The sequence below is a fragment of the Sphingomonas sp. SL1004 genome (assembly GCF_057815015.1).
Map to the genome: position 1 here is coordinate 1,178,950 of NZ_JBYMUX010000001.1, position 24,401 is coordinate 1,203,350.

The 24,401-nt window shown below is 65.7% G+C and carries 22 protein-coding genes; 13 read left to right on the top strand and 9 right to left on the bottom strand.

Annotation, left to right across the window (positions count from 1 at the left end):
- Positions 1 to 30: 30 nt before the first annotated feature.
- Positions 31 to 1,335 (top strand): OmpP1/FadL family transporter, encoded by a 1,305-nt coding sequence (locus tag AC3D24_RS05175; protein ID WP_489028816.1) that lies wholly within the window; start codon positions 31 to 33, stop codon positions 1,333 to 1,335.
- A gap of 133 nt (positions 1,336 to 1,468) precedes the next feature.
- Here the strand turns inward: AC3D24_RS05175 and AC3D24_RS05180 are convergent, their stop codons facing one another.
- Together AC3D24_RS05180 and AC3D24_RS05185 are read right to left on the bottom strand one after the other, a co-directional pair.
- Complete coding sequence (locus AC3D24_RS05180; protein WP_489028818.1) at positions 1,469 to 1,996, bottom strand: gamma carbonic anhydrase family protein; 528 nt, start codon at positions 1,994 to 1,996, stop codon at positions 1,469 to 1,471.
- Positions 1,996 to 4,116 carry a malate synthase G gene (locus AC3D24_RS05185; RefSeq protein ID WP_489028820.1) on the bottom strand — a complete coding sequence of 707 codons (2,121 nt, stop codon included), beginning with the start codon at positions 4,114 to 4,116 and terminating at the stop codon, positions 1,996 to 1,998. Before AC3D24_RS05185 ends, AC3D24_RS05180 begins: the two co-directional genes overlap by 1 nt.
- Positions 4,117 to 4,209: 93 nt before the next feature.
- On the opposite strand from AC3D24_RS05185, the gene AC3D24_RS05190 reads away from it, so the two are divergent.
- The gene (locus AC3D24_RS05190; RefSeq protein ID WP_489028822.1) at positions 4,210 to 5,085 is read left to right on the top strand and encodes a LysR family transcriptional regulator; all 876 of its coding nucleotides are present in this window, start codon (positions 4,210 to 4,212) and stop codon (positions 5,083 to 5,085) included.
- On the opposite strand, the gene AC3D24_RS05195 is transcribed toward AC3D24_RS05190, so the two are convergent.
- Positions 5,040 to 5,528 carry a MarR family winged helix-turn-helix transcriptional regulator gene (locus tag AC3D24_RS05195; protein WP_489028824.1) on the bottom strand — a complete coding sequence of 163 codons (489 nt, stop codon included), beginning with the start codon at positions 5,526 to 5,528 and terminating at the stop codon, positions 5,040 to 5,042. The genes AC3D24_RS05190 and AC3D24_RS05195 overlap by 46 nt on opposite strands.
- A 79-nt stretch (positions 5,529 to 5,607) precedes the next feature.
- Here AC3D24_RS05195 and hppD point away from each other — a divergent pair, with 79 nt between their 5' ends.
- The 5 genes from hppD to trhO all read left to right on the top strand — a co-directional run bounded on the left by hppD (position 5,608) and on the right by trhO (position 10,214).
- Positions 5,608 to 6,678: a 4-hydroxyphenylpyruvate dioxygenase gene (hppD, locus tag AC3D24_RS05200; RefSeq protein ID WP_489028826.1), complete on the top strand. Its 1,071-nt coding sequence runs from the start codon at positions 5,608 to 5,610 to the stop codon at positions 6,676 to 6,678.
- Between the two features lie 183 nt (positions 6,679 to 6,861).
- The gene (hmgA, locus tag AC3D24_RS05205; RefSeq protein ID WP_489028828.1) at positions 6,862 to 8,199 is read left to right on the top strand and encodes a homogentisate 1,2-dioxygenase; all 1,338 of its coding nucleotides are present in this window, start codon (positions 6,862 to 6,864) and stop codon (positions 8,197 to 8,199) included.
- Positions 8,196 to 8,840, top strand: coding sequence for a maleylacetoacetate isomerase (maiA, locus tag AC3D24_RS05210; RefSeq protein WP_489028829.1), 645 nt, complete (start codon positions 8,196 to 8,198; stop codon positions 8,838 to 8,840). The genes hmgA and maiA overlap by 4 nt, the downstream gene beginning before the upstream one ends.
- Positions 8,837 to 9,202: a Rieske (2Fe-2S) protein gene (locus AC3D24_RS05215; RefSeq protein WP_489028830.1), complete on the top strand. Its 366-nt coding sequence runs from the start codon at positions 8,837 to 8,839 to the stop codon at positions 9,200 to 9,202. Before maiA ends, AC3D24_RS05215 begins: the two co-directional genes overlap by 4 nt.
- 55 nt (positions 9,203 to 9,257) lie before the next feature.
- A complete protein-coding gene (trhO, locus tag AC3D24_RS05220; protein ID WP_489028832.1) occupies positions 9,258 to 10,214 on the top strand; it encodes an oxygen-dependent tRNA uridine(34) hydroxylase TrhO in 957 nt (318 codons plus the stop codon).
- 137 nt (positions 10,215 to 10,351) lie between these two features.
- Here trhO and AC3D24_RS05225 read toward each other — a convergent pair whose 3' ends face one another.
- From AC3D24_RS05225 to AC3D24_RS05240, 4 genes are read right to left on the bottom strand one after another with little or no spacing between them, the layout of a single operon-like run.
- Positions 10,352 to 10,873: an ankyrin repeat domain-containing protein gene (locus AC3D24_RS05225; protein ID WP_489028834.1), complete on the bottom strand. Its 522-nt coding sequence runs from the start codon at positions 10,871 to 10,873 to the stop codon at positions 10,352 to 10,354.
- Positions 10,866 to 12,035, bottom strand: coding sequence for a glutathionylspermidine synthase family protein (locus tag AC3D24_RS05230; protein WP_056049204.1), 1,170 nt, complete (start codon positions 12,033 to 12,035; stop codon positions 10,866 to 10,868). Before AC3D24_RS05230 ends, AC3D24_RS05225 begins: the two co-directional genes overlap by 8 nt.
- Positions 12,035 to 12,784 carry a PspA/IM30 family protein gene (locus tag AC3D24_RS05235; RefSeq protein ID WP_056481642.1) on the bottom strand — a complete coding sequence of 250 codons (750 nt, stop codon included), beginning with the start codon at positions 12,782 to 12,784 and terminating at the stop codon, positions 12,035 to 12,037. Before AC3D24_RS05235 ends, AC3D24_RS05230 begins: the two co-directional genes overlap by 1 nt.
- Before the next feature lie 24 nt (positions 12,785 to 12,808).
- A complete protein-coding gene (locus tag AC3D24_RS05240) occupies positions 12,809 to 13,243 on the bottom strand; it encodes a YjfI family protein (RefSeq protein WP_056049210.1) in 435 nt (144 codons plus the stop codon).
- Positions 13,244 to 13,369: 126 nt separating this feature from the next.
- Here AC3D24_RS05240 and AC3D24_RS05245 point away from each other — a divergent pair, with 126 nt between their 5' ends.
- Genes AC3D24_RS05245 through AC3D24_RS05255 form a run of 3 tightly spaced genes read left to right on the top strand, consistent with a single transcriptional unit; the run spans position 13,370 to position 15,039 of the window.
- Entirely contained in the window at positions 13,370 to 14,011 is a 642-nt protein-coding gene (locus tag AC3D24_RS05245) for a DUF2491 family protein (RefSeq protein ID WP_056481639.1), read from the top strand.
- A 33-nt stretch (positions 14,012 to 14,044) separates the two neighbouring features.
- Positions 14,045 to 14,458 (top strand): DUF350 domain-containing protein, encoded by a 414-nt coding sequence (locus tag AC3D24_RS05250; protein ID WP_353435682.1) that lies wholly within the window; start codon positions 14,045 to 14,047, stop codon positions 14,456 to 14,458.
- An 11-nt stretch (positions 14,459 to 14,469) separates the two neighbouring features.
- Positions 14,470 to 15,039 carry a DUF1190 domain-containing protein gene (locus AC3D24_RS05255; RefSeq protein ID WP_056049223.1) on the top strand — a complete coding sequence of 190 codons (570 nt, stop codon included), beginning with the start codon at positions 14,470 to 14,472 and terminating at the stop codon, positions 15,037 to 15,039.
- 108 nt (positions 15,040 to 15,147) lie between these two features.
- Here AC3D24_RS05255 and AC3D24_RS05260 read toward each other — a convergent pair whose 3' ends face one another.
- Positions 15,148 to 16,638, bottom strand: a complete 1,491-nt coding sequence (locus AC3D24_RS05260; RefSeq protein ID WP_489028839.1) for an MFS transporter — start codon at positions 16,636 to 16,638, stop codon at positions 15,148 to 15,150.
- A complete protein-coding gene (locus AC3D24_RS05265; protein WP_489033053.1) occupies positions 16,639 to 17,676 on the bottom strand; it encodes a LacI family DNA-binding transcriptional regulator in 1,038 nt (345 codons plus the stop codon).
- 262 nt (positions 17,677 to 17,938) lie between these two features.
- Here AC3D24_RS05265 and AC3D24_RS05270 point away from each other — a divergent pair, with 262 nt between their 5' ends.
- From AC3D24_RS05270 to AC3D24_RS05280, 3 genes are all read left to right on the top strand, one after another.
- Positions 17,939 to 20,821: a TonB-dependent receptor gene (locus AC3D24_RS05270; RefSeq protein WP_489028841.1), complete on the top strand. Its 2,883-nt coding sequence runs from the start codon at positions 17,939 to 17,941 to the stop codon at positions 20,819 to 20,821.
- A 100-nt stretch (positions 20,822 to 20,921) separates the two neighbouring features.
- Positions 20,922 to 22,739 (top strand): alpha-amylase family glycosyl hydrolase, encoded by a 1,818-nt coding sequence (locus AC3D24_RS05275; RefSeq protein WP_489028843.1) that lies wholly within the window; start codon positions 20,922 to 20,924, stop codon positions 22,737 to 22,739.
- The gene (locus AC3D24_RS05280; RefSeq protein ID WP_489028845.1) at positions 22,739 to 24,400 is read left to right on the top strand and encodes an alpha-glucosidase; all 1,662 of its coding nucleotides are present in this window, start codon (positions 22,739 to 22,741) and stop codon (positions 24,398 to 24,400) included. The genes AC3D24_RS05275 and AC3D24_RS05280 overlap by 1 nt, the downstream gene beginning before the upstream one ends.
- Position 24,401 lies beyond the last annotated feature (1 nt).

Consider the following 24,401-nt stretch of genomic DNA (forward strand, 5'->3'; position numbering starts at 1 on the left):
CCACCAGTATATCAGCTGAGGACTTATCCCATGACTCTGCGTACCAAAGCCCCGCTTCTCGCCGCCTCCGCCCTCGTTTCGGCGTTCGGGTTCGCCAGCACTGCCTATGCCGACGCCTTCTATCTGCAGGCGCAGTCCGCGCGCGGCGCTGGTCGCGCGTTCTCGGGCGAGGCAGCCGACACCGGTGCCGCCTCGCTGTGGTGGAACCCCGCGGCGATCGCCGGCATCCGCGACGGCAGCGCGACGCTCAGCGCGACGGCAATTCTGCCCAAGGGCGACGTCGTCGACACCGGCACGCGTATCTGTCGCCCGGGCCAGGCCTGCACCACGATCAGCGGCCAGTCCGATTCGAGCGACCCTATCAACAAGGGCGTGCTGCCGTCGGGCGCGATCGCCTATCCGCTGACCGACCGGATCGCTGTCGGCGTTGCAGTGACGTCGCCTTTCAGCTTCACCACCAACTATGACGCCGACAGCTGGGCACGCTACAGCGCCGACAAGACCCGGTTGCGGACGATCGACATCCAGCCGTCGATCGGCGTGGCAGTGACGGATTGGCTGCGCGTCGGTGGTGCGCTGAACGTAGAATATACCGACGCGACGCTCAGCAACGCCCTACCCAATCTGTCCGCGGCGCTACCCGATGGCCGCCAGGAATTGAGCGGCGACGGTTGGGACTTCGGCTGGACCGCGGGCGTGCAGCTTCACAACGACTTCGCGACCGTGGGCATCAGCTACAAGTCGAGCATCCGCCATAATCTGAAGGGCGATCTCACGATCAGCGGCCTCGTCGGCCCGCTCGCGTCGTCGAACGCGACCGTGTCGGGGGCCAAGGCCGCGTTCAATACGCCCGGCCAGGTGATCGTCGCAGGCCGGTTCCGTGGCACCGACAAGCTCACGCTGAACGCGCAGCTGGTGGCGTATAATTGGAGCAAGTTCGACACGATCGATCTGGGCGCGCCGTTGAATACCGCGATCCCCGAGAATTATCAGGACAGCTGGAGCCTGGCCGGTGGTCTCGACTATGACGTCACGCCGAAGCTCACCGTACGGGCCGGCCTGCAACGCACCAAGTCACCGACGCAGGATGGCCAGCGCGACGCCCGCGTGCCCGATGCCGATCGTTGGACCTACGCAGCCGGTGGCTCGTACCAGCTCTCGCCGCACATCGCGCTCGATGCCGCCGCGCAATATGTCGACTTCGAGAATACGACGATCGACCGGGTCACGGCGGCGTATGTCGGCACGGCCGCGCAGACCAACATCCTGACGTCGGGCGCGCTGCGCAACGCCTCGGCGGTCGTGCTGTCGCTCGGCGGGCGCGTGAGCTTCTAAATTACTATCCTCCCCCGCAAAGGGGAGGTGTCTGGCGCTTGCCAGACGGAGGGGGCGGTGAGGGAGAAGCTTGGTTGCGAGTGCCTCCCCCTCCGTCGCCTTCGGCGACACCTCCCCCTGGCGGGGGAGGATTCTATACCTCGACCAACCTCAGGCCCTCGCCGTAGACGCGCTGCTTGGCCAAGTAGGCTGCGGCCGACATCTTGAGGCCGGCGATCGCTTCCGGCGACAACTCCCGGACCGCTTTGGCGGGCGAACCGACGATCAGGCTGCCGGCTGGAAACACCTTCCCCTCCGTCACCAACGCATTCGCGCCGATCAGGCAGTTCTCACCGATCACGGCATTGTTGAGGATAGTCGCCCCCATCCCGACCAGCACGTTGCTGCCGATCGTGCAGCCGTGGAGGATAGCGTGATGGCCAACCGTACAGCCCTCGCCGATCGTCAAGGGTGCGCCCGGATCGGAATGCAGCATCGCGCCCTCCTGGATGTTGGTCCGCGCGCCGACGAGGATCGGCGTGTTGTCCGCGCGGATTACGGCGCCGAACCAGACGCTTGCCCCCTCCCCCAGCCGTGCGTCGCCGATGACGTCGGCGGACGGCGCTACCCAGACATCGTCGGCCAGCGTCGGGCGCTTACCCTCGATCGCATACAGAGGCATCAGGCGGCATCCCTTTCTTTCGCCCGCGCGCGGAACGCGTGGAGCAGCGGCTCGGTATAGCCGCTCGGCTGCGTCAGGCCATCGAACACGAGTGCGCGGGCGGCCTGGAACGCGAGGCTCTCGTCCTCATGCCCCGCCATCGGGCTGTACAGCGGATCGCCCGCGTTCTGCGCATCGACCTTCGCCGCCATCCGCCGCAGCGCCGCGTCCGCCTCCTCGGGCCTCGCGATACCGTGGAGCAGCCAGTTCGCCATGTGCTGCGAACTGATCCGCAGCGTCGCGCGGTCTTCCATAAGGCCGATGTCGTGGATGTCGGGCACCTTCGAACAACCGACGCCCTGATCGACCCAACGCACGACATAGCCGAGGATGCCCTGCGCATTGTTCTCCAACTCCTCGCGAACCTCGTCAGGCTGCCAGTTGTACCCGGTCGCCACCGGAATAGTCAGCAAGGCATCCAGCGAGGCGATCGGCTCGGCCTTCCGCTCCGCCTGCCGCGCGAACACGTCGACGCGGTGGTAGTGCGTGGCGTGGAGCGTCGCGGCGGTCGGCGACGGCACCCACGCGGTGTTCGCGCCGGTCATCGGGTGCGCGATCTTCTGCTCGAGCATGTCCGCCATCCTGTCCGGCGCTGCCCACATGCCCTTGCCGATCTGAGCCCGGCCGCTGAGCCCGCAGGCGAGCCCGATCTGGACGTTGCGATCCTCATATGCCTTGATCCACGACGAAGCCTTCATGTCGCCTTTGCGGATCATCGGGCCGGCGCGCATCGAGGTGTGCATCTCGTCACCGGTGCGATCGAGGAAGCCGGTGTTTATGAACACGACGCGGTCCTTCACCGCGGCGATGCAGGCGGCGAGATTCGCTGAGGTGCGGCGTTCCTCATCCATCACGCCAACCTTGATCGTGTAGCGCGCGAGGCCGAGCAGGTCCTCGATTCCGTCGAACAGGCGGTTGGTGAAGGCGGCTTCGTCGAGGCCATGCATCTTCGGCTTGACGATGTAGATCGAGCCGGCGCGGCTGTTGCGGATCGGGCCGGCGCCCTTCAGGTCGTGCAAGCCGATCAGCGACGTGACGATGCCGTCGAGGATGCCCTCGGGCGCCTCTTTGCCGTCGGCGAGCAGGATTGCGGGCGTCGTCATCAGGTGGCCGACGTTGCGCACGAACATCAGGCTACGACCGGGCAACGTGAACGCGCTGCCGTCGTGCGCGGTGTACTGCCGGTCCGGTTCGAGCGAGCGCGTAACCGTGCGGCCGCCCTTATCGAAGCTGGCGGTCAGGTCGCCCTTCATCAGTCCAAGCCAGTTTGCATAGGCGGCGACCTTGTCCTCCGCATCGACCGCGGCGATCGAATCCTCGAGATCCGCGATCGTGGTCAGCGCAGATTCCAGCACGACGTCGGCGAGGTTCGCAGGATCGTCGCGCCCGATCGGATGCTCCGGATCGATGACAAGCTCGATGTGCAGGCCGTTGTGACGCAACAAGATATTGTCGCCAGCATGCCCGACAAGCTGGCTCGGATCGGCAAGTGCGGGCGTGCCACCGGTCCAGTCGGTCCACGATCCGCTGGCCAATGGCACTGCGTCGTCGAGGAAGGCCTTTGCCCAAGCAATCACCTGCGCGCCTCGAGCGGCGTCATACCCCTTGCCCGACGCCGCGCCCGGAATCGCATCGGTGCCGTAGAGCGCGTCGTACAAACTCCCCCAGCGCGCGTTCGCCGCGTTCAGCAGGAAGCGAGCGTTGAGGATCGGCACCACCAGCTGCGCGCCGGCGAGCGAGGCCACCTCCGCATCGACGTTCGTCGGCGCGACCGCGAACGGCGTAGGCTCGTCGACCAGATAGCCGATCTCGCGCAGGAATGCCTGGTACTCGGGTTGGTCGATCGGCTTGCCGGCACGGGCTTCGTGCCAAGCGTCGATCTTTGCCTGGAGGTTGTCGCGGACTGCGAGCAGTTCAGCATTCTCCGGTGCGAACCTCGCGTAGATGTCGGACACGCCCTGCCAGAATGCGGCCGGGTCGAGACCCGTGCCCGGCAGCGCCTCCGTCTCGATGAAGTCCACCAGTGATGCGGCGATCTTCAGACCCGCCCGATACTGATAGGTGTCGATCATCTCGGTCATGCTGCTCTCCTATGCTCTGTCGGGACGATAGACGTCCACCACCTTCGCCACTAGACACTATAAACCGAAAGCTGTTGATCGCGTGGAGAACGAATGGATCCCGACATCGTCCTCTTCGTCGAGGTCGTCCGCACCGCCAGCCTCAGCGCGGCGGGGCGCTCGCTCGGCATCTCGCCAGCGATGGTGTCGAAGCGGATCGCGCGGCTGGAGGCGCGGCTGGGCGTGCGATTGCTCAATCGGACCACCCGGCGGCTGGACCTGACGCCACGAGGCGCGGCGTATCACCGCGACATGCTGGAGATCCTCGCCGCGATCCGCGATGCCGAGGCGCGCGTGTCGGACCGCGCCGAGACGCCGGCGGGGCCACTCCGGGTCAGCGCGCCGACCTCGTTCGGCCGTCTCCACATCGCGCCGCATCTGAAGCCGTTCCTCGATGCGCACCCCGCGATCGAACTCGATCTCGATCTGTCGGACGGCTTCTCGGACGTGATCGGCGACCGGCTCGACCTCGCCATCCGGATCGCGCCGGCCGTGCCGCCGAGCCTGACCGGTTATCGTCTCGCCGACAGCCGCCGCGTGCTCTGCGCTGCGCCAAGCTACGTTGCGCCAAACGACGCGGCCGACCTCACGAAACACCGGCTGCTCGCGGCGAAGGGCCAGATGCCGTGGCGGCTCGCTGGACCAGACGGCGCCGTCACGATCGACCGCCCGAGCTACGTCGCGACCAACTCCAGCGAGGTCGTTCGCGAACTCACGCTGGCCGGCGTCGGCATCGCGTTGCGCTCGCTCTGGGATGTGAGCGCGGACCTCGCAAGCGGCCGGCTCGTGCGGGTCCTGCCAGAGATGGCGGGGTCTGCGGACGTCGGCATCTACGCGGTGCACGCACGCGGGGCGGTGTCGTCGGGCACCAGCGCGCTGCTCGATTACCTACGCGGCCTCTGGTCGCCAACGCCGCCGTGGGACTCCTGAGCGAGGTCGATCGTCACCGCGTCGATCCGCCGCAGCATCGCTACGAACTGCTCCACCTCCTTGGCCGAGAACCCGGCGAAGATCCGGCGCTCCAGATCGAGCGCTTTCGGCGCCACCGACGCATAGAGCGTGTGGCCGTCGTCGGTCAGCTTCAACAGATGCGAGCGACGATCCTCCGGGTTCGCGTGGCGCTGCATCAGCCCGCGCTCGACCAGCGCGATCGCGGCGCGGCTGACGGTCACCTTGTCCATCCGCGTCTGCTGGCCGATCTGCTGCTGCGTGATTCCGCCGGCCTCTGCGACCACGGTCACCAGCCGCCACTCCGGGATCGTCAGCCCGAACAGCGCCTCATACGTGTCCGCCACCGCTTCGCTGACGAGGTTCGACGTGATCGACAGGCGATACGGAATGAAATCGTCCAGGACGAGTGCGCGGTCAGCCATGGCGGAATCGTAACGATTGACACCAGTTGTTCAACCCGCCAGATTGGTAACAACGGATACCAACTGTCAGGATGTGATCATGGACCATATGGACGTAAACCCGATGGGTCTCGACGGGTTCGAGTTCGCCGAATTCACCTCTCCCGATCCAGACCGGATGGCCGCGCAGTTCGAGCAGTTCGGCTTCGTCGCCGCCTCGACCCATCCGACCAAGGCGGTCACCCGCTACAAGCAAGGCCGGATCAACCTGCTGCTCAACCGCGAGGATGGTGGCCACGCGGCGGCGTTCCGCGCAGATCATGGTCCGTCCGCAAGCGGCATGGCGTTCCGCGTTCACGACGCCAAGGAAGCGTTCGACGCGGCGCTCGCTCGCGGCGCCAAGGCAGCCGATGCCAGCATGGGCGCGCTCGGTGAGGGCAGCTACGTGCTCGAAGGGATCGGCGGTTCGCTGCTGTATCTGGTCGACAAGCATGGCGCGGCCGGCAGCCTTTACGACGACTGGACCGCGGTTTCTGGTGCGGCCGAAGCCGAGGCCACGAACAACGTCGGCCTCGACCTGCTCGACCACCTCACGCACAATGTAAAGCGTGGCCAGATGCGGACTTGGGCCGAGTTCTACGGCCAGATCTTCGGCTTCGAGGAGCAGAAGTATTTCGACATCAAGGGCAAGGCTACGGGTCTGTTCAGCCAGGCGATGATTGCCCCCGACAGGGCGATCCGCATTCCGCTCAACGAGAGCCAGGACGACAAGAGCCAGATCGAGGAATTCATCAAGGATTACAACGGCGAGGGCATCCAGCATCTGGCGCTGACCACCAACGATATCTTCGAGACGGTCGAGAAGCTGCGCGCGCGCGGCGTCAAGCTGCAGGACACGATCGAGACCTATTACGAGCTGGTCGACAAGCGCGTGCCGAACCACGGCCACGACCTCGAACGCCTGCGCCGCAACCGCATCCTGATCGACGGCAATGTCGGCGAGGAGGGGCTGTTGCTGCAGATCTTCACCGAGAACATGTTCGGGCCGATCTTTTTCGAGATCATCCAGCGCAAGGGTAATGAAGGCTTCGGCAATGGCAATTTCCAGGCGCTGTACGAATCGATCGAGCTCGATCAGATCCGCCGCGGGGTGATCACGGTCGACGCCTGATCAAGGATCGAAGCGCAGCTTCGGTCGAGATGCAGCGCGCAGGCGCTGCCGTCGACCGGCCGGCGCGAACGGAGCCGCCCCACAGGGCGCGGCTTCGCCGTGACCGACGGGGCTGCGGTTGGAAAAGAGTTTGAACGGCCGGCGGTTCGGGCGTTGATCGGAACAGGTGACGGAGAGGAAGCCATGACAATTCACCAGCCGACCAACGGCGCAGGCGAGACCGCCGGCCAGACCGAAGATAGCGCGGCGTACCGGCCCGGCTTCGGCAACCACGTATCGACCGAGGCCATCCCCGGCGCGCTGCCGATCGGCCGCAATTCCCCGCAGCGCCCCGCTTTCGGACTCTACACCGAGCAGCTCTCCGGCACCGCCTTCACCGCGCCCCGCCACGAGAACCGCCGCAGCTGGCTCTACCGGATGCGCCCGACCGCCGAGCATCCCCCTTTCGAGCGCTACGCCGGTGCCAAGCAATTCGCGCCCGGCACCACCGACGCGCCGCTCGCGCCCAATCGCCTGCGCTGGGATCCGATCGAGGCGCCTGCCCCGAATACCGACCTGATCGACGGCATGACAACGATGCTCGCCAACCGCGATCCCGCCGATCTCGAAGGCGTCGCGCTCCACGTCTACGCTGCTAACACCGACATGAAATCGCGCGTGTTTATGGATGCGGATGGCGAACTCCTGTTCGTGCCGCAGAGCGGTCGCCTCCGGTTGCTGACCGAACTCGGCCGAATCGACATCGCCCCCGGCCAGATCGCGCTGATCCCACGCGGCGTCCGCTTTCGCGCCGAACTCCCCGATGGCGAAGCGCGCGGCTACGTCGCGGAGAACCACGGCGCGCTGTTCCGCCTGCCCGATCTCGGCCCGATCGGCGCCAACGGGCTTGCCAACCCGCGCGATTTCGAGACGCCGGTCGCGTGGTTCGAGGACCGCGACGAACCGGTCGAGGTCGTCCAGAAGTTCATGGGCTCGCTGTGGACCACCACGCTCGATCACTCGCCGCTCGACGTGGTCGCATGGCACGGCAACCTCGCGCCTTGGCGCTACGACCTGTCGCGGTTCAACACGATCAATACGGTCAGCTTCGACCATCCCGACCCGTCGATCTTTACGCTGCTGACCTCACCCAGCGACGTGCCCGGTCGCGCGAACGCCGATTTCGTTATCTTCCCGCCGCGCTGGATGGTCGCCGAGGGCACGTTCCGGCCACCATGGTTCCACCGCAACGTCATGTCCGAAGCGATGGGGCTGATTACCGGCGCGTATGATGCGAAGGCCGAGGGATTCGCGCCGGGCGGTATCTCGTTGCACAACCTCATGTCGGGCCACGGACCCGATCTCGCCAGTTGGCAGGGTGCGAGTGCGGCCGAGCTGAAACCGCACAAGATAGACGGAACGATGGCGTTCATGTTGGAGAGTTGCTGGCCGTACAAGCCGACCGCCTATGCGCTCGAACATTCGCAGCTCGATTACGATGCGGTCTGGTCGGATTTCCCCAAGGCGATCCTGCCGAGGTGAGCCTTACTCTGCACGGCTATTGGCGCTCGACCACCGCCTACCGCGTTCGTATCGCGCTTGCCCTGAAGGACGTGGCGTATGCGCAGGTCACGCACGACCTTCGCAAAGGTGCGCAACGCGAGGCGGGGTATCGCGCGCTCAATCCTCAGGGGCTTGTTCCGACGCTGGAGACTGATGACCGGATCTTGACGCAGAGCCCCGCGATCCTCGAATGGATTGACGAGACCTATCCCAACCCGCCGCTGCTTCCTGTCGACACGAACGGCCGGGCGATCGTTCGTGCGATGGCCGCATCGATCGCGTGCGATATTCATCCGGTGAACAATCTTCGTATCCTGAACGTCTTGCGCACCGAGTTCGGGGCAGACGAGGCGGCGGTGAACCGCTGGATCGCACGCTGGATCGGCGACGGTTTCGCCGCGCTCGAGATGCAGATCGCGCGGCATGGCGACGGCTTCGCGTTCGGCGCGACACCGACGATCGCCGATTGCCATCTCGTCCCGCAAGTCTACTCCGCAGAACGGTTCGCAGTCGATCTTACCCCTTACCCAAAGCTCAAGGCGGCAGCAGACAACGCCAGCGCCCTGCCCGCCTTCACCGCTGCACACCCCGACCGGCAACCCGACGCCGACCGCGCATGAGCGACGGCGAACGGCTGACCGCCACGCCCGGCGGCATCAAGCTCGCGCCGCTTGACGCGATCGCGGACGGCAAGGCGCGGAACTTCGTACTCCAGATGCGTGCGGGACGCTTCCACGGCTTCGTCGTGCGCAAGGACGACGCGGTGTTCGGCTATGTCGATCGCTGCCCGCATATGGGCCTGCCGCTCGCGCAGGTGCTCGACGATTATCTCACGCCGCGCGGTGACCTGATCGCGTGCAGCTGGCACTCCGCCTTGTTCGAGATCGACAGCGGCGCGTGCGTCGGCGGACCGTGTGGTGGCGCGCGACTGACGCCCTGGCCGGTGGCAGTGGTCGACGGGATGATCGTCACCGCAGGCTGACGCGAGGGGCGTCTTGCGCTAAGGGGGCGCACCTCCTCCCCTGCACGATAGACCGATGACCGAAACCCTCCCCATCCGCGTCGTGGCGCTGTACCGCTTCACGCCCTTCGCCGACATCGCCGCCATCCAGCCGCCACTCGCGCACGTCTGCTGCTCGAACGGGGTCAAAGGTACGTTGCTGCTCGCGGCCGAGGGGATCAACGGGACGATCGCCGGATCCGAAGAGGGCATCGACGCGGTGCTCGCGCATATCCGTGCGCTGCCTGGATGTGCCGATCTCGATGTGAAGGAGTCCCGTGCCGACACGATGCCGTTCCACCGGATGAAGGTGCGGCTGAAGCGCGAGATCGTCACGATGGGCGAGCCTGCGATCGATCCGCTGGAAGGCGTCGGCCATTATGTCGAGCCCGAGGACTGGAACGCGCTGATCGCCGAGCCTGGGACGATCGTGATCGATACGCGCAACGACTATGAGGTCGCAGTCGGGACGTTTGCCGGCGCGGTCGATCCGCAGACGCGGACGTTTCGGGACTTTCCGGCGTGGTTTCGCGAGCATCGCGACGAACTGGTCGGAGAAGGCCCGCCGCCGAAGATCGCGATGTTCTGCACCGGGGGGATACGGTGCGAGAAGTCGACGGCGTTCCTGAAGGCCGAGGGGCTCGACGAGGTGTATCACCTCAAGGGCGGCATCCTGAAATATCTCGAGACCGTGCCCGCGGCGGAGAGCCTTTGGGAGGGGGAATGTTTCGTGTTCGATCAGCGGGTTGCGGTCGGACATGGCCTTGCGCTCGGAAGTCATGTCCTGTGCCATGCCTGTCGGATGCCGGTGAGTGTCGCGGATCATGCATCGCCGCTGTATGTCGAGGGGGTGAGTTGCCCGGCGTGTCATGACGCGCGGGACGAGGTGCAACGGGCGGGCTATGCGGAGCGCGAGCGGCAGGTTCGGTTGGCGGAAGCGCGAGGCGAGACGCATGTCGGGGCGGTGTTGCCGAAGACGCATGGGGCGGATTGATCCACGGAACCCTCGCCAATTATACCGCCCCGGCGAAGGCCGGGGTCCAATTGGGGAACGGCGCTAACGGAGCGCAGTTCGCCGTTACTGCAACCTTCCCAATTGGACCCCGGCCTCCGCCGGGGGGGGCGTCAAGGCTAATCGACCTGCTTCGAAAAGCGCTCGGCCAAAGTCGCATTGCCCTGCGACACCGCCAGCGAATGCACGGTGTTCCCTGCCGCATCGACGATCGCCGGGTCCGCGCCGTGCTCCAGCAACAGGTCGATGATCGCCGTCTTGTTGACCAGCGCCGCCATCATCAGCGCGGTTTGCCCGACGCCATTCCGCCGGTTCACGTCGGCGCCCGCATCGAGCAGGATCTGCGCGATCTCGGTATAGCCCTTGAAGCAGACGCCCATCAGCGCGGTGTTGCCGCGTGCATCCGCCGCTCCGTCGACCTGCGCGCCTGCTGCGAGCAAGGCCGCGGTGGCGTCAGCCTGGCCGTTGTAGCTGGCGATCACGAGCGGCGTGTAGCCCTTGGCGTCGGTGACCTCGATATCCACGCCCGCTTGCAACAACGCCGGGATCATCTCGTCCCGCCCCGTCCGCGCGGCGTCGAACATCAGTTCGACCAGCCGTTCCATCGGTGGTAACGGCGGCAGGTCTCGCGCGTCAGTCATCATTCGCCTCGATGATATGCGGCACGAACCGCGCGAGATTGCGCGTCACGACCGTGTCATCTTCTCGAACGCCGATCCCGGCGGCTTCGTTGCCGACCATCCACGCGCCGATCACCGGATGGCGGCCGTCGAACACGGGTGGAGGCGCATAGGCCTGGCGGATTGCGCCCTCCGCGCCATAGCCTTGGTCGAGCACCGCGTGGCCATCTTCGCCGATCACCTCGACGTTCGCACCCTCGCGTGAGAACAGCGGCTTGCGCACATATTTCGGCCCAAGAATCTTCGCGGCGGGATCGTCGTCGAAGAACGCGGGCAGCAGGTTTGGATGCTCGGGATGGCGCTCCCACAGCAGCGGCAGGATACCCTTGTTCGACAGGATCGACTTCCACGCGGGCTCGATCCAGCGCACGTCGGCGCGCGACAGGTTCGGCGCATAGGGCTCGCGGAGCATGAACTCCCACGGGTACAGCTTGAACGCGGCCTGCACCTCGAAGCCGTCGGTGTCGACGAAGCGACCGTCGGCGGCGAGGCCGATATCCTTCATCTCGACGAACTTCGGTTCGATCCCGACCTGCGACGCCAGATCCTCGAAGAACCGCACCGTCTGGCGGTCTTCGATGGCGCTCGCATCCGCCGCGAAGTGGACGAAGCCACCGCTCGGGAACAGCGCACGGAAGCGTTCACGGAGTTTGTCGAACAGGCTGTTGAACTGGTCCGTGCCCGCCGGCAACGCACCGCTCGCGAGCAAGTCCTCCAGCCACATCCACTGGAATGTCGCGCATTCGAACACCGAGGTCGGCGTGTCGGCATTATACTCGTACAGCTTGGCAGGCCCTGTGCCGTCGTACGCGAAATCGAACCGACCATAGAGCGACGGCTGGCGCGTGCGCCACGTCTCCGCGACGTAATTCCATTGCTCGCGCGGGATCGCGAGACGTTCCATCAGTTGCTGGTCGCGGACCACCTCGTCGACCAGATCGAGGCACATCGCGTGCAGCTGTTCCGCGGCGGGTTCGAGGTCGTCCTCGATCTCCGCCAGCGTGAAGGCATACGCCGCGCCCTCATCCCAATAGGGTTCGCCATCAGTGTCGTGATAGACGAACCCGATCGCATCGGCCCGTTCGCGCCAGTCGCCGCGCGGGTCGACCGCGATCCGGCGCATCAGGAGTCCGACGTCTTGGAGTCGTCGCGCTGCTCGATCTGCAGCGTTTGGCCGAGCTGCCCGGTCTTGGGGGCCGTCAGGCGCGCGAGCACGTCGTCCGCGGACGACTGGCCCGGTCCGATGCCCGCCAGCCGCAGCTTCTCGTCGAGGTCAGCGCCGGTGCGACGGTCTTCCAACTCGCCCGCAGCCTTGATCCGCTCGCCACGGATCGCTTGGCGTTCACGAATACGCGCGAGGCTGTCGGCCGCGGAACCGAGCTTGTTGCCCGCGCCCATGCTGCCCGACGCGACCGAGGCCTGCGCCTTCTGCACCGACTCGTTGACCTTGACGACCTCGACCTCGCGGCGGAGCTGTTCGATCTTCCGATCGGTCTGCGCGACGGCGGTGTGGATCTGCTCCTCGGCGGCGCGCATGTCCTCGACCTGCGGGGACTTCAGCGCGATGTCCTGTTCGAGATCGGCGATCCGCTGAGCCACCTGGCGCGCGAGATCCATGTTGCCCTTCTCGACCGCGATCCGTGCCGAAGCCTCGTACTTGGTCGCCTGCGCCCGGAAGCTCTCGACTTCGGTTTCGAGGATGCGGCGACGTGCGACCAGCCCGGCGAGATCGTCGCGAGCCTTGCCCTGGGCCTTGTCGGCGTCGCGAATTTCCTGGTCGAGGATACGCAGCGCGTTCGCGTCGACGACCGCCGCACCCGCTTCGTGCGCGCCGGCACGACCGAGGGTGAAAAGCTTGCTCCAGATGGCCATGCCAGTCTCTCCGTTTGTATCAGTTCAGGCGGCGGGAATCTGCGCGTGGCGCAGGTCGGTGGCCGCATCGATCGCATTCTCGGCAAGCGTGCGCAGTTCGATGATCACAGTATCGAGCCGGCTCGACGTCGCAAGTTCACCGAACAGCTCGTAATAGTCCCGGCCATCGACCGTGCCGATCCCAAAGTTCGACAGCGGCACCAGCTTCTGCGACTTCAGCAGGAAGGTGTTGAACGCCAGCTGATCTTCCTGCTCGTCGCACGGCCACAGCAACGTCGAGCACGCGATCTGCGCCTCGCTGACGTTGACGAACAGTTCGAGGTCGCCGTGGTGGTGCATCGTCACCAGCAGCACCGGGTCCGCGCCTTCCAGGATCCGCGCGGAAAATTCGCCGGCTTTCGCAGGCTCGGACGTGTCGAGCGCGGCTTTCAGGCTGCGGACGGTCCAGATGTCGGTCAATGCAAGAACTCCCGTGCTTGTCGCTCGCGCAGACACATAGGCGCGCACGAGAGGCACGCCAATGGCGCTTTGCGACGGCTCACGCTTTGGCCTATGCGGGGGGTCAATCAGAGATACGAGGATTGCATGTTCGATCGCCTGTTCGGCCGCAAGCCAGCGCTTGACGGCAACGCCCTGCCCGTCGTCCGCAACGTTACGCTGGGACGAACGGTGACCGTCGATCCGCTCGCATGGCGCCGGTTCGGGTCGGAGCTGCTGTTCCCGTTCGACCGCGATACGCTGGTGATCGTTGCGCAGGGTCTGATCGACCTCAACGAAGGCGGGTTCGTCCACCGGTTTTACACCGACGACGACATCATGTTCCAGGCGGTGTCGAACGACCGCGACGGGCAGGACGTGACCGATGTCACGCTGTTCGCGCCGTGGGACAGCAGCTATCCTTCGTCCGCCGCCGAGCGCCCGGCGTGGAAAAGCCGGCTAAAGGCACGCACCTTCACCGCCGAAGGACTGCCCGAATACAGCCGCGCATGGTTCGGTCCCGAAGCGAGCGAGCAGGAGCCGGTGACGTTCTGGGAGGAACTGCACGACGACCGCGACGGGATCGTCGACCGCCGCATCTTCCAGACCTGCATGCTGTTCAGCCGCGACCTGCCGGGCGACGACGGGCGCGAACTGCTGCTCGCAATCGACATGGAGACCGAGTCCGGCGACGTCTCGTTCGAGATCATGCTGGGCGTGGCACTGGAACTCGGCGAGTTCAGGGCCTAGCGTCACGCGTAGACGGCTCCGGGGGAAAATGCCATGATCGACCAATACAGCTTCGGTGCCAGCGCGCTCGCCTTCCTGATCGCGTTCGTCGCGGCCGGGGCGTTCACGATCGTCTTCAAGATCGTCTATCAGGTCGCGACGCCGTATCATGAGAAGTCGTTGATCCGCGAGGGCAATACCGCAGCCGCGATCACGCTTGGCGCGGCGCTGCTCGGTTATGTCCTGCCACTCGCCTCCGCGCTGACGCATACCGTATCGCTGCTCGAGTTCGCGGTGTGGGCGTTGCTGGCCGGCGTGATCCAGATCGTGACGTTCCTGGTGGTGCAGCATTTCGTGATGCGCGACTTCAACGACCGGATCGTCCGCGGTGAAATCGCGGCGGCGACCTATATGGGCAGCATCTCGCTGTGCGTCGGCATCCTCAACGCCGCCTGCATGACGAACTGAGGGGCATAGCGATGAAGCGTTCCAGATCGATCGTCCTCACCAGCCTGATCGCAGGCTCGGGCATCTCGCTGACCGCCTGCGACGGCGACGTCGGCGGCAAGCCCGTCGAGGCGCAGAGCTATGCGTCGGTGCAGGAGTGCCGCGCGGCAGGTGCCTTGTCGGCGGTACAATGCGACACCGCGTTCGAGCAGGCCAAGGCCGATGCCGCGAAGACCGCACCACGGTTTCAGGACCGGCAGACCTGCGAGGAGCAATACGGCGCCGCGCAGTGCGAACCGCGCAACAACGGCAGCGGCGGAAGTTTCTTCACACCGCTGCTCACAGGCTTCCTGGTCGGACAGGCGCTCAACGGCGGCTTCGGCAACCGCGGCGCGCCGATGTACCGGGATCGTGACGGTAACTATTACGGCGGTGCGGGCGGGCGGATCAACCGGGACTATGTGACCGGACGGACGCGCGTGGGTTCGGATGCGTTCACGCCGACCACGGCCAGGGCCCCTGCCCGCGTACAATCGCGCAGTTCGGTGATCTCGCGCGGCGGGTTCGGTGGTGGCTTTGGCGGCCGCAGCTTCGGGGGCTAGCATCACGTCACCCCGGACTAGTTCCGGGGTCCACCGTTCCGCGAATCCATCGGCTTGTGAGTCCGCGGAACAGTGGATGCCGGAACAAGCCCGGCATGACGGCTGGCTTCAGGCGTCCCGCGGCACCCGCAACATCGCCAGCGCCGCCACACCCATCACGCCGGCCGCGATCAGCATCGCCCAGACCGCGTCGCCGGGGAAGAACGTCCGCACCACTTCGCCCATCACCGACGACACGATCAGCTGCGGCAGGACGATAAAGATGTTGAACAGACCCATGTAAACGCCGAGCTTGGCCTGGGGCAGCGCGTTCGACAGGATCGCATAGGGCATCGTGAGGATCGACGACCACGCGATGCCGATCAGCACCATAGATCCGATCAGCAGATACTGGTCGCGGACCACGAGGAACGTCGCGAACCCCGCCGCGCCGCACAGCAGCCCGAGGATATGCGCGTCGCGCCGACCGATCCGCGCTGCCAGCGCCGGCATCACGAACGCCCAGAGCGTCGCCACGCCGTTATAGACGGCGAATAGCACGCCGACCCAGTTCGCGCCCTCGTTATACGCCGAACTGGTCGTGTCGGTCGTGCCGAAGACGTGCTGGGTGACGATCGGCGTGGTGTAGATCCACATGATGAACAGCGCCGACCAGGTGAAGAACTGGACCAGCGCGAGCCGTTTCATCGTCTCCGGCATGGTGGCAAGATCGCCGACGATCTGGCTGAGAACATTGGACTCCCGCCCCGACCGGACCAGCGCTGCGCTGACCAGCAATGCCGCGCCAAACGCGACCAGTCCGCCACCGAGCAGGTAGACCGGCTTGTCGAGCCCGAACCGCGCGACCGCGGCGATGACGATTGCTCCCAGCGCGATCCAGACGGGCGCGAGCTTTGCGCTGGAGCGAACGACCGTGTCGCGCGGTGCAACCTCACCCTCGTCCTCGAACGCGGTCATCTCGGCCGGCGAATATTCGCTGGTCGTCAGCACGGTCCACAGCACCGCGAAGAACAGGGCTAATGCACCGATATAGAAACCATATTGCACCGACGGCGGGATACCGCCCGCAGGCGCGGTATTCGCAACCTGGAACACGTCGGTGAGGATGATCGGCGCAAGGCTCCCGATCACCGCGCCCGCGCCGATGAACCCGGTCTGGAACGCGAAGCCCGCCGTCCGCTGGCGGCTGCCGAGCATATCGCCGACGAACGCGCGAAACGGCTCCATCGCAACGTTGAGCGATCCATCGAGCATCCACAGCAGCACCGCGGCAACCCAAAGCACCGGCGCATTGGGCATAGCCAGCAGCGCGAGAGTCGCCAGCAGCGCGCCAGCCAGGAAATACGGTCGCCGGCGCCCCAGCTTGCCCCAGGTCCGATCGCTGTAATGGCCGATCACTGGCTGGACGAGCAGCCCGGTCAGTGGCGCGGCGATCCACAGGAACGCGAGATCGTCGACCGACGTGCCCAGCGACTGAAAGATCCGGCTGACGTTCGCATTCTGCAGTGCGAAGCCGATCTGGATGCCGAAGAACCCGAACGAGATGTTCCACAGCCCCCAGAACCCCTGGCGCGGCTTTTCCCTACCTGAAATCGGCATTCAATGTCCTTCGCCCGACGATCGCCGGATGATCAATTGCGTAGGCAGCACGACACTCTCGGCCGGCCGGTTGCCGATCCGCGCGAGCAGCGTCTCGACCAGCCGACGCCCGGCCAAGCCGGTATCCTGCGCGACGGTCGTCAGGGGTGGATTGGCGAGGCTGGCGGCGGGAATGTCGTCGAAACCGACGATCGCCACGTCGTACGGTACGTTCAGTCCCGCGCCGGCCAGCACGCGCATCGCCGCCAGCGCGATCAGGTCGCTCGCCGCCACGATCGCGTCGAACTGCACGCCGCGCTGGAGCAGTTCCCGCGCCGCCCGCGTGCCGTCTTCCTCGGTCGAGATCGCCTCGACCTGCAATCGCGGATCGACCGTCAGGCCGTGTTCACCGAGCGCCGCGACATAGCCGCGATACCGGTCATGAAATTCGGGATAATGATCCGTCGCGCTGCCCAGGAACGCGATCCGCCGCCGGCCCCGCTCGATCAGGTGCCGCGCCGCCGCCGTCCCGCCCGCGACATTGTCGCACCCGATCGTGATCCCCGGCTGGCCCGGCTGGACCGAGCCCCAGCGCACGAAATGCGTGCCCTGCGCGACCAGCAGTTCGAGCCGCGCGCGATAATCGGCATAATCGCCATAGCCGAGCAGGATCAGCCCGTCGGCGCGGTGGCTGTCCTCGTAGTCGGTGTGCCAGTCGCCGGACAATTGCTGGAACGACACGAGCAGGTCGTAGCCGTGCGACGCGCACGCCGCCATCATCGCGCCGAGCATGCCGAGGAAGAACGGATTGACCATCGTCTCGTCGGGGGTCGGATCGCGGAACAGCAGTAGCGCCAGCGTCTTCGTCGTGCCGTTGCGCAGGTTCGAGGCACTGCGATCGACGGTGTAGTTCAGCTGCTTGGCGATCGCCTCGATCCGCTGCCGGGTGGCCGCGTTGACCGTCGAGCTGCCGCGCAGCGCACGCGACACCGTCGGCTGCGACACGCCCGCGAGTTGGGCGATGTCGAACGAGGTCGGTTTGCCCGCTGGTTTGCCCATAGGTCTGGCGGCGGTCACGTGAACGGCATCCTCGGTCAGCCCGTTCGATCGGCGGGCGCTACCCGCCCGACACAGCGCAGAACGTCTTCGCCGTCAATCGGTTAGGCGCGGCGGACTGTGTCCCGGACGCAACAGGTCCGGAGCGGCCGGTTTGAATACGTATGTAGCTTGCTTCCCTTTGCGCGGCGCGAATTCCAATGACGGTCTCGTTACATACCCGAGGCGCGAAAGATGCCCAACGGGACCCCAGGGGAGGATTACCATGACGGTTCGCATTCGTGCGTCGGCAACTGCCGCACGCGCCATCCTGAAGCTCTCGGCAAGCGGCGCGACGCTCGGCGCGGCGATGCTGTTCGCCGCCGCGCCTGCTTATGCGCAGGACGTGAATGCCGGCACCAAGGTGTCCGATCCCGCCGGCAGTTCGTCGACCGCCGGCAACCCCAACGAGTCCGGCAGCGCACCCGAGCGTCGCGCCGCCAACGCCGCCGTCACCGGTGACCTGACCCCGGCGCAGAACGAAGCTACGGCGCAGGCGGCAGGAAACGCGGTCCAGGACGCAGGCGGCACGACCTCCGAGGCCGAGATCGTCGTCACCGGCTTCCGCCGCAGCCTGGAGAACGCGGTCGCCGAGAAGAAGTCGCGCGATCAGGTCGTCGAGTCGATCTCGGCCGAGGACATCGGCAAGCTGCCCGACGCATCGATCGCCGAGTCGATCGCGCGCCTGCCCGGTCTCACCTCGCAGCGCGTCAACGGCCGCTCGAACAGCATCTCGATCCGCGGCTTCTCGCCCGACTTCTCGACCACACTGCTGAACGGTCGCGAGCAGACCTCGACCGGCGACAACCGTGCCGTCGAATACGACCAGTATCCGGCCGAAATCATCAACCAGGTGCTGGTCTACAAGACCGCGAACGCATCGCTGATCGGCCAGGGCCTGTCGGGCACCGTCGACCTTCGCACGATCCGCCCGATCGAATACGGCAAGCGCGTCATCTCGGTCGGCGGCCGCGGCACCTATGCCGATATCGGCAAGCTCAACGCCGGTTCGAAGGACAAGGGCTACCGCGTCACCGGCACCTACGTTGACCAGTTCTTCAACGATACGCTGGGCGTCGCGCTGTCCGCCTCGTATCTCGACGAGCCATACCAGATCCAGGAATTCAACGCCTGGGGCTATGCCGGCGACGGCACCGCGGCCGTCCCCGCGATCATCGGCGGATCGAAGTCATACGTCACCTCGACCAACCTCAAGCGCCTCGGCCTGCAGGGCACGGTCGAGTGGAAGCCGATCCCCGAGGTCACCGCGACGCTCGACGGGTTCTTCTCGGACTTCAACGACGACCAGATCAAGCGCGGCATCGAGCTTCCGCTCGGCTTCGGCGCGGCGACCACCATCCCGACCGCGACGACGATCACCAACGGCCTGGTTACCGACGGCTCGTTCCGCGGCGTCGAGGGCGTCGTTCGCAACGACAGCTTCGAGCGCAAGGCCAAGCTCTATTCGTTCGGCTATAACGGCAAGTACGAAGGCGACGACGGCTGGAACGCGATGGTCGACGTCAGCATGTCGCGCACGACCCGCGACGAGACCGTGCTCGAGACCTATTCGGGTACCGGCTACGGCCAGGGCGTCGGCGCACAGGACACGATCGGCTTCACGTCGAGCGACACCGGCACGTTCTTCAGCCCGACGCTGAACTATTCGGATCCGGGCCTGATCAAGCTGACCGATCCGCTCGGCTGGGGCGGCGCGAACGTCCAGGCGGGCTATTACAACGATCGTCACGTCGTCGACGATTTGAAGCAGTACCGCGTCGAGATCGAGCGTGAACTCGACAGCCCGATCTCAAGCGTCCGCTTCGGGATGAACTACACCGATCGCAACAAGTCGCTGACGCCGAACGAGGCGCTGGTGCAGCTTGCCAATGGTGCGCTCTCGCAGACGTTGCCGACACAGTATCAGCTGACGCCGACCAACCTGTCGTATCTCGGCCTCGGCCCGATCCTCAGCTACGATCCAACCGCGCTGCTGGCCGGCGGCGTGTACCGTCTCGTATCGAACAACAACAATCTGGACGTGGTGGCCAAAGGCTATTCGATCCAGGAACGCATCATGACGTCGTACCTGCAGGCGAACATCAAGCAGTCGATCGGCTCGGCCGAGTTGACTGGTAACGCCGGCGTGCAAGGCGTCTTCACCAATCAGAAATCGTCGGGCAACGTCGTCGCCAATGGCGGCCTGATCCCGGTGACGCGCGGCGCCGACTATATCGACTTCCTACCGAGCGTGAACCTTGCCCTGCGCTTCTCGAACGACATCGTCATCCGTGCAGCGGCAGCGCGTCAGATGCAGCGTCCGCGGCTCGACGACATGCGCGTCGCGCTCGCTTACGGCTATGACACCGCACAGGGCATCCTGAGCGGCAGCGGCGGCAACCCGTATCTCCGCCCGATCCGGTCGAACTCCTACGACGTCACGGTCGAGAAGTATTTCGGCAACCGCGGCTATCTGGCGGTCCAGGGCTTCTACAAGCAGCTCAAGAGCTTCGTTTACAGCCTTGCCGATACCAACTTCAGCTACGCGGGCTACCCGTTGCCGGCAAACGCACCGGCCACGACGTCGACGATCGGTACCGCGACCGTGCCCATCAACGGCGAAGGCGGCAACATCTACGGTGTCGAGCTGGCCGGCACGCTGCCGATCGGCGAGATCGTCTCCGCGCTCGATGGCTTCGGCCTGACCGGTGGCGGGTCGTACACCAAGACCGAGATCGTCCCGACGCCGGGTGGTCGCGCCGAGGACATCCCGGGCTATTCGCGCTGGGTCGCCAACGGCACCGCCTACTTCGAGAAATGGGGTTTCTCGGCACGCGGCAGCCTTCGGTATCGGTCGACCTTCGTCGGTGAGCTGTCGGGCTTCGGTGCGAACCTGGTCCGGCGTCGTGCGGCGGGCGAGATGATCATCGACGGCCAGCTCGGCTACGACATCTCGACCGGCATGCTGAAGGGCGTCTCGCTCTATGTGCAGGGCCAGAACCTGACCAACGAGCCGTTCACGACGATCAACGGCACGCGTAGCGACGAGATCATCGATTATCAGAAGTACGGCCGCCGCTTCCTCGCCGGCGCGACCTTCAAGTTCTGATGCCTACGTGCCGCGCGCCAAGGTGCGCGGCACGCTTTTCGCGGGGCTCATTGCTGGAGCCCTCGCCGGGCCGGATGCCCCTACCGACAAAGGATCCCGCATGATCAAGACGCTGATCCTTTCCGCGTTGCTCGGCGCCACCGCTCTGCCCGCAGTCGCCCAGACATCGTCGACCGACTACCGCGCGCGCCTGCCACAGGACGAGGTGATCTATTTCGTCCTCCCCGACCGGTTCGAGAACGCCGATCCTAGCAACGATCGCGGCGGGATCACCGGCGACCGGCTCAGAACCGGCTACGATCCGACCGCAAAGGGCTTCTATCACGGCGGCGACCTCAAGGGGCTGACCAAGCGGCTCGACTACATCCAGCATCTCGGCGCGACCGCGATCTGGCTCGGGCCGATCTTCAAGAACAAGGCGGTGCAAGGGTCGCCCGGCCACGAGTCCGCGGGCTATCACGGCTATTGGATCACCGACTTCACGCAGGTCGACCCGCATCTCGGCACCAACGCCGACATGACCGCCTTCGTCGACGCGGCGCACGCCCGCGGGATGAAGGTGTATATGGATATCATCATCAACCACACCGCCGACGTGATCCAGTACCGCGAATGTTCGGTCGGCATGCCCTGCCCGTACCGCGACCGCGCGACCTATCCGTACCAGCGCAAGGGCGGTGTCGGCGGCAAGGCGATCAACGACGGGTTCGTCGGCGACGGCGTCGAGACCGCGGCGAACTTCGCCAGACTGACCGATCCGACCTACGCCTACACGCCGTACGTCCCCGCCGCCGAGAAGACGGTGAAGGTGCCGGCGTGGCTCAACGACCCGATCTACTACCATAATCGGGGCGACACGACTTTCATGAACGAGAGCTCGACGATGGGCGATTTCTCGGGGCTCGACGACGTGATGACGGAGAATCCGCGCGTCGTGAGTGGGATGATCGACATCTTCGGATCGTGGATCGACCGGTTCAAGGTCGACGGCTTCCGCATCGACACCGCGCGCCACGTGAACCCGGAATTCTGGGCCCAGTTCGTCCCAGCCATGCTGACGCGCGCGCAGGCGAACGGCATCCCGAACTTCCACATCTTCGGCGAAGTCTCCGACCACGAGATCCGCCCCGCGGTGCTCGCGCAGCATACGATCGTCGACAAGCTGCCGGCGGTGCTCGACTTCGCGTTCCGCCAGGCGGTGGTCGAGACGGTCGCGGGCACGCGCGGCACCGACGCGTTCGAGGCCTTGTTCGACGGCGACGTGCTGTACGCGAAGGGGGCCGACACCGCGGCGATCTTGCCGACCTTCACCGGCAACCACGACGACGGCCGCTTCGCCACGTTCGTGCGGAAGGCGTTTCCGCAGGCGTCCAACGAGGAGGTGCTCAAACGCGTGCTGTTGTCGAACGCGATGCTGTTGACGCTGCGCGGCGTGCCGACGATCTATTCGGGCGACGAACAGGGCTTCGTCGGCGACGGCAACGACCAGGACGCGCGCGAGGACATGTTCGCGTCGAAGGTCGCGATCTACAACGACAACCGCCTGCTCGGCACGACCAAGACTACCGCGACCGAGAGCTTCGGCGATACGAACCCGCTGTTCCGCGAAATCGCCGACCTTTCGAAGGTCCGCATCACGCATCCCGCCCTCACCCGCGGCCGCACGCTGATCCGCAACCGCAGCGAAACGCCCGGCCTGCTCGCCGTCTCGCGCTTCGATCCGACCACCGGTGCGGAGATTCTGCTGGCGTTCAACACCTCCGCCAAGTCGCTCACGCAGGCGGTGCAGGTCGAGACCAACTCTTCCCGTTTCACCACGATCGCTGGCCGGTGCGCGCCCCGCGCTGCCGCGCCCGGCAGTGTCATGATAACCCTGCCCGCGTTCGGCTATGCCGTCTGCGCCGCGGAGACCCGTTAATGCCTGACACTGCCTTGCTGCCCGTTGCCGCCGATCACCGACTCCAGGACCGCCCGTGGTGGAAAGGCGCGACGATCTACCAGATCTATCCGCGCAGTTTCGCGGACTCGAACGACGACGGGATCGGTGACCTCCCCGGCATCACCCGGCACCTCGATTACGTCGCCAGCCTAGGCGTCGATGCGGTATGGCTGTCGCCGTTCTTCACATCGCCGATGAAGGACTTCGGCTATGACGTTGCGAACTACCGCGATGTCGACCCAATTTTTGGCACGCTCGCCGATTTCGATGCGCTGATCGCCCGCGCCCATGCGCTGGGCCTCAAGATCATCATCGACCAGGTCTACAGCCACACCTCGGACGAACATCGGTGGTTCGTCGAGAGCCGGTCGTCGCGCACCAACCCCAAGGCGAACTGGTACGTCTGGGCCGACGCCAAACCCGATGGCAGCCCGCCCTCGAACTGGCAGTCGGTGTTCGGCGGCCCCGCCTGGACCTGGGACGCGCGCCGCCGGCAATATTATCTGCACAACTTCCTGAAGGAACAACCGCAGCTCCACGTCCATGACGCCGACGTGCAGGACGAGATCGTCGATACCGCGAAGTTCTGGCTCGATCGTGGCGTCGACGGCTTCCGCCTCGATGCGATCAACTTCACGATGCACGATCCGGCGCTCACCGATAACCCGCCGGCGAGCGACAACAGCCCGAAGACGCGGCCGTTCGACTACCAGGCGCACGTCCACAATCAGAGCCATCCGGACATCCCGGAGTTCCTCGAACGGCTGCGACGGCTGATCGACGGATACGGCGACCGGTTCACCGTGGCCGAGGTCGGCGGTGCGGACAGCGACCGCGAGATGAAGCTGTTCACGCGCGGCAACACCCGGCTCAACAGCGCGTACGGTTTCGACTTCCTCTACGCCTCCGCGCTCGATCCGAAGACGGTGGCGGACGCGATCCTGCTATGGCCCGCGGACGCCGATCTCGGCTGGCCGAGCTGGGCGTTCGAGAACCACGACGCGCCGCGCGCGGTGTCGCGCTGGGTCGATCGCAGCCATCATCCGGAGGTGCGCGACGCGTTCGCGCGCATGAAGATGCTGCTGCTCGTCTGCCTGCGCGGCAACATCTTCCTGTACTATGGCGAGGAACTCGGCCTGACGCAGGTCGAGGTGCCGTTCGACCTGCTCCAGGATCCGGAGGCGATCGCCAACTGGCCGCTGACGCTGTCGCGCGACGGGGCGCGGACGCCGATGCCGTGGATCGCCGATGCGCGCAACGCCGGCTTCTCGAACGCGACGCCGTGGTTGCCCGTAGGCGGCGATCATGCCGCGCTGGCGGTCGACCGGCAGGAGGGCGATCCGGACTCGCTGCTCCAGTTCACCCGCCGCCTGCTTGCGTTGCGCAAGGCGAGCCCTGCGTTGGCGATCGGCGACCTAACCCTGGTCGAAGTCTCCGCTTCAATACTCGCCTTCGAGCGCCATGCCGAGGGTGAGACGATGCTGTGCGTGTTCAACATGGGCACCGACCCCACTGAATGGCGCCCCGCCCAGCCCGAGCGCTGGCGCGTGCGCGATGTCGTCAATTCCATCGATACCCATCACGCCGGGGGCTGGACCCTCGGCGCCTATGCGGCACTCGTCGCCGAAAGGATCGCCTGAC

Coding starts and splice junctions, on each gene's coding strand:
- AC3D24_RS05175 (WP_489028816.1), top strand. CDS start 31: ATGACTCTGCGTACCAAAGCCCCGCTTCTCGCCGCCTCCGCCCTCGTT.
- AC3D24_RS05180 (WP_489028818.1), bottom strand. CDS start 1,996: ATGCCTCTGTATGCGATCGAGGGTAAGCGCCCGACGCTGGCCGACGAT.
- AC3D24_RS05185 (WP_489028820.1), bottom strand. CDS start 4,116: ATGACCGAGATGATCGACACCTATCAGTATCGGGCGGGTCTGAAGATC.
- AC3D24_RS05190 (WP_489028822.1), top strand. CDS start 4,210: ATGGATCCCGACATCGTCCTCTTCGTCGAGGTCGTCCGCACCGCCAGC.
- AC3D24_RS05195 (WP_489028824.1), bottom strand. CDS start 5,528: ATGGCTGACCGCGCACTCGTCCTGGACGATTTCATTCCGTATCGCCTG.
- hppD (WP_489028826.1), top strand. CDS start 5,608: ATGGACCATATGGACGTAAACCCGATGGGTCTCGACGGGTTCGAGTTC.
- hmgA (WP_489028828.1), top strand. CDS start 6,862: ATGACAATTCACCAGCCGACCAACGGCGCAGGCGAGACCGCCGGCCAG.
- AC3D24_RS05215 (WP_489028830.1), top strand. CDS start 8,837: ATGAGCGACGGCGAACGGCTGACCGCCACGCCCGGCGGCATCAAGCTC.
- trhO (WP_489028832.1), top strand. CDS start 9,258: ATGACCGAAACCCTCCCCATCCGCGTCGTGGCGCTGTACCGCTTCACG.
- AC3D24_RS05225 (WP_489028834.1), bottom strand. CDS start 10,873: ATGACTGACGCGCGAGACCTGCCGCCGTTACCACCGATGGAACGGCTG.
- AC3D24_RS05230 (WP_056049204.1), bottom strand. CDS start 12,035: ATGCGCCGGATCGCGGTCGACCCGCGCGGCGACTGGCGCGAACGGGCC.
- AC3D24_RS05235 (WP_056481642.1), bottom strand. CDS start 12,784: ATGGCCATCTGGAGCAAGCTTTTCACCCTCGGTCGTGCCGGCGCGCAC.
- AC3D24_RS05245 (WP_056481639.1), top strand. CDS start 13,370: ATGTTCGATCGCCTGTTCGGCCGCAAGCCAGCGCTTGACGGCAACGCC.
- AC3D24_RS05250 (WP_353435682.1), top strand. CDS start 14,045: ATGATCGACCAATACAGCTTCGGTGCCAGCGCGCTCGCCTTCCTGATC.
- AC3D24_RS05255 (WP_056049223.1), top strand. CDS start 14,470: ATGAAGCGTTCCAGATCGATCGTCCTCACCAGCCTGATCGCAGGCTCG.
- AC3D24_RS05260 (WP_489028839.1), bottom strand. CDS start 16,638: ATGCCGATTTCAGGTAGGGAAAAGCCGCGCCAGGGGTTCTGGGGGCTG.
- AC3D24_RS05265 (WP_489033053.1), bottom strand. CDS start 17,676: ATGGGCAAACCAGCGGGCAAACCGACCTCGTTCGACATCGCCCAACTC.
- AC3D24_RS05270 (WP_489028841.1), top strand. CDS start 17,939: ATGACGGTTCGCATTCGTGCGTCGGCAACTGCCGCACGCGCCATCCTG.
- AC3D24_RS05275 (WP_489028843.1), top strand. CDS start 20,922: ATGATCAAGACGCTGATCCTTTCCGCGTTGCTCGGCGCCACCGCTCTG.
- AC3D24_RS05280 (WP_489028845.1), top strand. CDS start 22,739: ATGCCTGACACTGCCTTGCTGCCCGTTGCCGCCGATCACCGACTCCAG.